The organism is Pusillimonas sp. (assembly GCF_029263785.1).
Lineage (GTDB): Bacteria > Pseudomonadota > Gammaproteobacteria > Burkholderiales > Burkholderiaceae_B > Pusillimonas.
Genome location: NZ_JAJUFE010000028.1, coordinates 20471 through 27682, shown reverse-complemented (window position 1 = coordinate 27682; position 7212 = coordinate 20471). Strand labels below are relative to the sequence as shown.

The window sequence follows — 7212 nt, the reverse complement described above, 5'->3', positions numbered from 1 at the left end:
CAGGCTTCTGTTTCATATGCACGTAATGCCTGGCGAGCGGGGTTAGACATATTCGTCGTCTCCACGGCGGCTTAGTGAGAACTGGCCGGCTTCGGCCAGGCGTCTGGCCACCTGAAGTATGGTCTTTTGTGCCTCTTCGACCCGCGACATGCGTATCGGGCCCTGTGCCTCCAGGTCGTCGCGCAGCATGGCGGCGGCGCGATTGGACATGTTCGACATGAATGTGTCGCGCAATTCTTCGGGTGCACCCTTTAGTGCAATCGTCAATGTCGCCGTGTCGACTTCCTTGAGGATGAGCTGGATGGCAGACGGCTCGAGTTCGACCAGGTTCTCGAACACAAACATTTCGTCCACGATGCGCTGTGCGAGATCCGGATCGAGTTCGCGCAGGTTCGCCACAACGGCATCTTCTTCGGCGGAACTCAGATAGTTGATCATTTCAGCCGCCGCACGCACACCACCCATCTTGCTGCGCTTGGCACCCTGGCCGGAAAGCATCTCGTTCAGCACGTCGGTCAATTCGTGAAGTGCAGTGGGTTGGACTCCGCCAAAAGTGGCGATGCGCAAGACGACATCATTGCGCACGCGCTCGTCCAGCAGAGCCAGCACAGCAGAGGCGCGATCCCGTTCGAGGTGTACGAGGATGGTCGCAATGATCTGGGGATGCTCATCGCTGATGAGTTCGGCCACACTGTTGGCGTCGAGCCAGTTGAGTGCATCGATTCCATTGCTGGTGTCGCCTGCCTCGAGTATGTCTTCGATAAGGCCGGCAGCCCGGTCGTTTCCAAGCGCCTTGGTCAGCACGCTGCGGATATAGTCGTCGGAGCCGACCGTCACGGCCATGAACTGATCTGCTTCCTGGCGGAAGTCCTCCAGCACCTTATCGACGTCGGCGCGTGTGACTTGAGTCAATGACGCCATGGCGCTGCCTACAAGCTGCACCTCACGGGCGGTCAGATACTTGAACACTTCGGCAGCAGAGTCCTCACCCAGAGACAACATGAGGATGGCGCAGCGCTGCAGCTGTTCGTCGTTACTAATCCTTGGCATTTGGCTCCATCCATGAACGCAACACCATGGCTACTGCGCGCGGATCTTTTGCGGCAAGTTCGCGAGCAACTCCGAGGTTGTCTTCATAACGGCTGATTTCGGAGGCACGGCGCGCCGCTGCTGCCGCGGCTTGAGCGGCGGCATCGCGATTTGCTGCGTTTTCCTGGGCAGCCTGCAGGACGGCCTCTTGGCGGCTGGCCAGGTGGGCAAAGTACGGTTTGACGATCTTTCGCCAGATAAACCACGCAGCGAGCGCGATGAGCAGGTAGCGAAGCAGTTGCATGCCCAGGTCCAGGTAATCCGGATCTTCCCAGACCGGGACCGATGCCGGGGTGTCGGGGGTGAAGCGGCTGTTGACAATGCTGAGTGTGTCGCCGCGCTCCTCCGAGAACCCCATCGCATCCTTCACCAGACGATTGAGGTTTTCGATCTCTTCGGGCGGTAAGGGCTGAGCGACTCCGTCTTCATCAGGACGGTAATTCACCACCACGGCCACCGATAGCCGACGCAGCTTCCCGGTCGCTTCCTTGACGTGACTGATGGTGCGGTCCACCTCGTAATTGATCGTCGCGTCATGACGGGTGTTGGTTGGAACTGCCGGCGCCTCGTCCTTGCCCTGAGTGCTAAGCGGGTTGGCACCTTGCTGTGCACCGGGTTGAGCCGGCGGCGCGGGTGGAGGCAGGCTGATGGGAGCTACAGCGTTGGGTGGCGGCTGATTGGTAAGTGCGCCTGGTACGCCTTGCGGCGGCAATACATTATGTTGTTCCGAGCCACTGGTCTGCTTGCTGCGTACGGCGGCCTGGCCCGGCTCCTGGTTGGGGCGATAGACCTCGGAGGTCTGTTCGCGCTGTGAGAAGTCGACGTCTGCGCTGGCCTGGGCCCGGACATTTCCTGCACCAACCAGCGGAGTGACCAGGGTCAGGATGCGCTGAACGGTACGTTGTTCAAGGTCGTTGATGAAATTGCGACGTGTGCCTTCTGCTCCGGCTTCTCCGGAGGGCGCGCTAAGCAAACGGCCGTTCTGGTCGACTACTGACACGTTCTCGGCATTGAGGCGGGGTACGCTGGAGGACACCAGCCAGCCGATGGCCGCCACTTGCGCATCGGTGAGCGTGCGGCCAGGGTACAGGTTAAGCAGGACCGAGGCGGTAGGCTCCTGGCGCTCGCGAACAAAAAGGGATTCCCGGGGAATGGCGAGGTGGACCCTGGCTTGCTGCACGGCGTGCAGCGAGGCGATGGAATTGCTGAGTTCGCCTTCCAGCGCGCGCTGATAGGTAACCTGTTCGGTGAACTGGCTGGCACCAAAGCGAGTGTTGTCAAGCAGCTCGAATCCCACACTGCCGCTTTTGGGCAGGCCTTGCGACGCCAGCTGCAAGCGGGTTTCATGAACCCGGTCTTTGGGAACGAGGATGGCGCTACCGCTGTCGGACATGCGATAGGGGATGTTCATTTGTCCGAGTGCGGCCACAATGGCACCGCCGTCCCGATCTTCGACGTTTGAGAACAGGACGCTGTACTCTGGCCCCCTGGACCAGAGTAACAGGACGACGACGGCTGCAACCACCGCCGAGGCGGCACCAAGCAAGACCGGCCGGGGCAGGTCTTGGAGCTTGCCAAGTGCTGGAAAGCGAGCCAGTAGGGCTTGCGCCTGGCTCATCGCTGGCCTCCGGCCGGATTCTCGCGACGGTGCGCCAATGCCGGAAACTGCGTGAATACGATATGCATGCGACGGAATACTAGAAGGGGAGTGGTCATTATTACGCGTCTTCAAGCAAGACCAATGGCCGAACAGCACAGATTTTTGAGTGCAGTTTGGCCTTACGCCGACCAAGCTCGCACAAGGGCGAATTGACGGACGATGCAGATGGTAATCGAGAGCGGTGCCGGCTGTATGAGGGAAATAGCCGGGTGTTTTGGCGGCTAATGGCTTTCTTGCGCGAAGCCGGAGTCGGCTACAGTAAGCGCCATGGCTATTTCGAACTTAAGCAATATCGAATCAATGCTGGCGCAGATGCGCGAGGTCGCTCGGGCGGCGTCAGGTGCTGACGTACGGTCGTCCGAGAGCATGGCGGCTCCGGGTGGTTTCGCTGCCGAGCTGCAGCGCTCCCTTGAGCGGGTGTCATCCATGCAGCACAATGCTACTCAGCAGGCCAAAGGCTTTGTGCTGGGCGACCCGGACATTTCGCTGAATAATGTCATGATCGACATGCAAAAAGCCAGCATAGCTTTCCAGGCAACAGTGCAGGTGCGCAATCGCCTTGTGGCTGCGTATCAGGAAATCGCCAGCATGCCTGTCTAAGGTTCCGAGGCGCCCGACGCTGACGCTGCTTCCAGCTTATATAGCCAGGCCAGCAGTTGGGCGACAGCCTCATACAGTTCTGGCGGAATGTGCTTGTCCAGATCCACCTGCATCAAAAGACCCACGAGTTCCGGAGACTCGTGAATATACAGGCCGTTATCTCTGGCCACCCTCATGATGTTGTCCGCTACCGTGCCGTAGCCTTTGGCCACGACGCGAGGTGCCGTATCCGCCGTGTCGTAGGCAATGGCGACAGCGCTTGGGCGCTGGCCCATTGGCGACGCACCGCCGGCATCCCGATTATCCGCACTCATGGCTGATCCTCTTTCAGGATGGATAGTTGGCTGAGCGTAAGCCCCGCTTCTGCGAACCCGGCGCGCAAGGCCTGATCGTGTTGCGCAAGCGTCGACGCGCTATTTGGCGCGACCATCCGCATTACTACCTGCTTGTCATGAAGCGAAATCCTGGCCTCGATCTGGCCCAATTCCGGAAACGTCAGTCGCAAGCGGGTTGACCAGTGCGTACCCGCTTCGTCCGGACGCCCGTCTTCATTCTGCCGTGCAACCTCCCACTCCATGGGTGTTTCGGGCCAGACTTCTCCGCGCCAGGTCATGGTCTGGGTAGCAAGGATTTCGAGTTGCTGGCGTACGACAGGCTGCGTGTCAGGGTGGACACCGGTAGTGCTACCGGGCGTAGTGGCAGCTGCTGACGGCGCCGAAGGGTTGCGGATGTCAGCAGCGAGGTTCTGGCCGGGCTGGGAAAGAGCCGGGGATGATGATGAGGACGCCCCCGCGCCTGTGGACGGAGAGCCTGGCTGGCCGGTGGCCGCCAGACGCCCTTGCGGTTCCTGCCTGAGTTGATCAAGATTGCGGTTTCCCTGAACAAGATCGTGCAAGTGCGATTCATAGAATGCGCCACTTTGCTGGAGAGCCTGCGCCAGCGCACGCACGAGCTGGACAGGAAGGCCGTTACGCACAGGGGTAGACGTGGCCGCCTGAACGGCAGGCGTTCCTGCGGCAGGCGTTCCTGCGGCAGGCGATCCTGCGGCAGGCGATCCTGCGGCAGGCGATCCTGCGGCAGGCGATCCTGCGGCAGGCGGACCTGCGGCAGGCGGACCTGCGGCAGGCGCTGATGTTCCCGCACCGGTTCCAGGTGGCAGACCAGAGGTTCCGCCGGCGCCGGGTGTACTTGCTGGAGCCGGCGACGCGGGCAGTAAAGGGCGACGGCCTTGTAAAGGAGGGGGGGTGTCTGGAAAAAGCGACAGCAGGGCGAGGATGGTACGGGCGCCGCTGCCAAGACTTGTCGGCGCCGAGGGAGTCATCGACGTGTCGATGGCGGGCCTTGTCATGCGCAGGTGGGCAGGAGCCTGTTCAGTTCTGCCGCCTTCGGCTGTACGACGGGCCTGACGTTCTACCTGGGCCTGGGCCTTCTCAATGGTTTCAGGAAGCGGGCGATCAGTCTGATTATGAACCGGATTGATGCGCGCGGCATCAGCAAGCTGAGCAATGGCATCAGCGCGTGCGCTACTGACCAATTGGCTTTGTTGGGAGGCCTGTATGCTTAACGCTGTGTCGAGCCGCCGGATCAGCAGTGTTCCAAGATTTGAATTCCCACCTATGCTCATTGTCAGAAACCGGCCGCATCAGGACGTCTTAATGACGTTCCGGCGTATTGTTGCAGTAAGCTTCGAGCACGTTTTGATGCCGTTTCATGGCACCCAGCAGTGCGCCCAGTCGGGCCATCTCGGGTGCCGCAAGGTTGCGAATGCGGGCGTCATCGTTCAGGATCTTGGACAGCAGCGATTTGCGTACCAGACGGTCATCGGTATCCAGAGGCTGCAGGGGTCGCAAGGATTCGACTGCCGCAAAATATTGCTGGCTGAGTGCGACGACGGCATCCCAGTCGTTGGCTTGAGCCATTTTGAGCATTTGGCCGGAAATTTCGGCAATTTGCTGATAGTGATGCACGATGGAGCTGGATTCGGCCATATGGGTACGCTGTGAAGAAGCCTGACAGACGCAGGCATGAGGCTAAAGGGGTAGGGGGCCTGGAATTTCAGGCCGGGGCGGATTCCTTGGATGTGGCCGTTCGCCATGCGTCGGCGATGTCAGCGAGCAATTTTTTTGCAAGCTCCAGCTTTTGGGCATCAGCGTGCAAATTCGCCTGCAGAAGATGGTGAAGAATGATCTCGTAGGTTGCTGCCAGATTGCGAGAAAGCTCTCCGCCGGCTTCCATGTCGAGGCTTGCCTTCAAGCCTGAATCAATAATGTCGATGGCTTTGGATATTGCAGTACCACGCCCTTGGATGTCGCCATTCTCTAAATATAATCCTGCCTTGGTAATGGCTGCCAGTGCCCCATCGAACAGCAGGGTGATCAACTGTTCGGGTGTTGCACTTAACACCTTGGTTTCCAGCCCTATGTTGGCATAGGCGCCGGCCGAGCGAGAGCCACGCGCGCCGCGTGGCGAAGCATAAATTGTCATTTCTTCTCGTAGAGATTACCCAGCATGGACAACTGTTGGGTCAGGTAGCTGCTGACGGAACTCATCTGAGCCATCATGCTGTCCAGAGCCGTAAATTGGCGTCGGTAGTTTTCCATTTTGGCGTCAATACGTGCCGACGTATCGTCATATTGGCGTTGCAGGTTGGCGAGGGTCCGGTCGGCACCGTCTTTGGCACTTTGAATGTAGCCTTTGCTGCCCAGGAAGTTTTCGGTGGTTGCCTTGAACCTTTCTGCCAAACCGCCTTCGCCTGCCAGCAGACGCTGAACATCGCCGAGGTGGTCCTTGATGCCGGCGGAAAGTTTCTCGTCGTTGACTTCAAGCTGCCCCGTCGTTGGATTGGTGGTGATGCCCAGTTGCGATAAAGTGCGCAACGTACCCTCGGACGAGAAGCCGTTCAAGGCGTCTCGTGTGGCAGCCTGGGCCCGCCGGGCCAGCGTATCGCCGGTAAGTGCGCTGCCCTGTTGCGCTTCGACGTCATAGGACGTGAGCGACTTGATGGTACTTTGCAGGTTGTTGTAGGCCGTGACAAATGCCTTGATGGCCTGCGTCGTGCCGGCATCGTCGCGTTCTACCTTGAGGGTGGCGGATTCGTCGGCTTTGGTCAGCGTCAGGGTGACGCCCTCAATGGCGTTTTCGACCTGATTGGTCTGGCTGCTGATTTCGATGCCGTTGATGAACAGGGTGGCATTATTTGCCTTTTGTTCCTGTATGTTGGGGTTGGCACCAGAGCTGTCGAAGCCGATGAGGGCTTCAAGCTGGGCGTTGTCGTCTACCGTAATGCGTGAAACCGCCGCGTTTTCGCCGGTGGCCGTCGCAGTGAGCAGAAGACGGTGTGGCTCGGCGCCGCCGTCGTTGATGACGGTCGCCCGCACTCCCAGGCTGGGATCAGCCTGGTTGATTGCCTTGATCAGGCCATTGATCGACGTATCCTCAGAACCCAGTTCGATCGACTGCGTGGTGCCATCGGCCAGCTCGATGGTGATGGTGCCGCCTGTTCCGATGGCCTGGGCACGATCTGCCACCCCGTTGGTGACCAGGGATTGTGCGCTGGCCAGGGTCTCGACCCGGATGTCGTACTGACCGGCGATGGCCTTGTTGGTGGCGGATGCAGTAAAGGCGTCGCCTGATACCGAGGTTTTGAGCCCGCCATAGGTGTCGTCCTTGCCCAGTTTTTCGGCGGCTGTCTTGAGAGCCTCGATTGAAGACTGGATACGGCCATACGCAGTGAGCCGGCTCTGTTCACTGTCCTGTTTCTTTTGGATAAGGGCCAATGCCTGATTCTCGCTATTGCGAAGATCAGTCAGCAACTGGTCGAGCGGCAGGCCCGACCCCACCCCGATAGAAGATATGGCCATGGT

Annotated in this window: 9 protein-coding genes; 2 read left to right on the top strand and 7 right to left on the bottom strand. The window is 59.6% G+C overall.

The window, feature by feature from the left end; genetic code table 11:
* Window positions 1-42: 42 nt before the first annotated feature.
* Both fliG and fliF read right to left on the bottom strand, forming a co-directional pair.
* Window positions 43-1050 carry a flagellar motor switch protein FliG gene (gene fliG, locus Q1J88_RS08475; RefSeq protein ID WP_301117195.1) on the bottom strand — a complete coding sequence of 336 codons (1008 nt, stop codon included), beginning with the start codon at window positions 1048-1050 and terminating at the stop codon, window positions 43-45.
* Complete coding sequence (gene fliF, locus Q1J88_RS08470; protein ID WP_301117194.1) at window positions 1037-2707, bottom strand: flagellar basal-body MS-ring/collar protein FliF; 1671 nt, start codon at window positions 2705-2707, stop codon at window positions 1037-1039. The genes fliG and fliF overlap by 14 nt, the downstream gene beginning before the upstream one ends.
* A gap of 309 nt (window positions 2708-3016) precedes the next feature.
* On the opposite strand from fliF, the gene fliE reads away from it, so the two are divergent.
* On the top strand, window positions 3017-3349 hold the full coding sequence (gene fliE / locus Q1J88_RS08465) for a flagellar hook-basal body complex protein FliE (RefSeq protein WP_301117193.1): 333 nt from the start codon (window positions 3017-3019) through the stop codon (window positions 3347-3349).
* On the opposite strand, the gene Q1J88_RS08460 is transcribed toward fliE, so the two are convergent.
* Window positions 3346-3663 carry an EscU/YscU/HrcU family type III secretion system export apparatus switch protein gene (locus Q1J88_RS08460; protein WP_301117192.1) on the bottom strand — a complete coding sequence of 106 codons (318 nt, stop codon included), beginning with the start codon at window positions 3661-3663 and terminating at the stop codon, window positions 3346-3348. The two genes, fliE and Q1J88_RS08460, sit on opposite strands and share 4 nt — an antisense overlap.
* A complete protein-coding gene (locus Q1J88_RS12910; protein ID WP_366902557.1) occupies window positions 3660-3926 on the bottom strand; it encodes a flagellar hook-length control protein FliK in 267 nt (88 codons plus the stop codon). The genes Q1J88_RS08460 and Q1J88_RS12910 overlap by 4 nt, the downstream gene beginning before the upstream one ends.
* Before the next feature lie 434 nt (window positions 3927-4360).
* On the opposite strand from Q1J88_RS12910, the gene Q1J88_RS12905 reads away from it, so the two are divergent.
* Entirely contained in the window at window positions 4361-4828 is a 468-nt protein-coding gene (locus Q1J88_RS12905) for a pentapeptide repeat-containing protein (RefSeq protein WP_366902555.1), read from the top strand.
* A 173-nt stretch (window positions 4829-5001) separates the two neighbouring features.
* Here Q1J88_RS12905 and Q1J88_RS08450 read toward each other — a convergent pair whose 3' ends face one another.
* From Q1J88_RS08450 to fliD, 3 genes are all read right to left on the bottom strand, one after another.
* Window positions 5002-5337, bottom strand: coding sequence for a flagellar protein FliT (locus Q1J88_RS08450; protein WP_301117189.1), 336 nt, complete (start codon window positions 5335-5337; stop codon window positions 5002-5004).
* Window positions 5338-5404: 67 nt separating this feature from the next.
* On the bottom strand, window positions 5405-5833 hold the full coding sequence (gene fliS, locus Q1J88_RS08445) for a flagellar export chaperone FliS (protein WP_301117188.1): 429 nt from the start codon (window positions 5831-5833) through the stop codon (window positions 5405-5407).
* Window positions 5830-7209: a flagellar filament capping protein FliD gene (gene fliD, locus Q1J88_RS08440; RefSeq protein ID WP_301117187.1), complete on the bottom strand. Its 1380-nt coding sequence runs from the start codon at window positions 7207-7209 to the stop codon at window positions 5830-5832. The genes fliS and fliD overlap by 4 nt, the downstream gene beginning before the upstream one ends.
* Window positions 7210-7212: the final 3 nt, after the last annotated feature.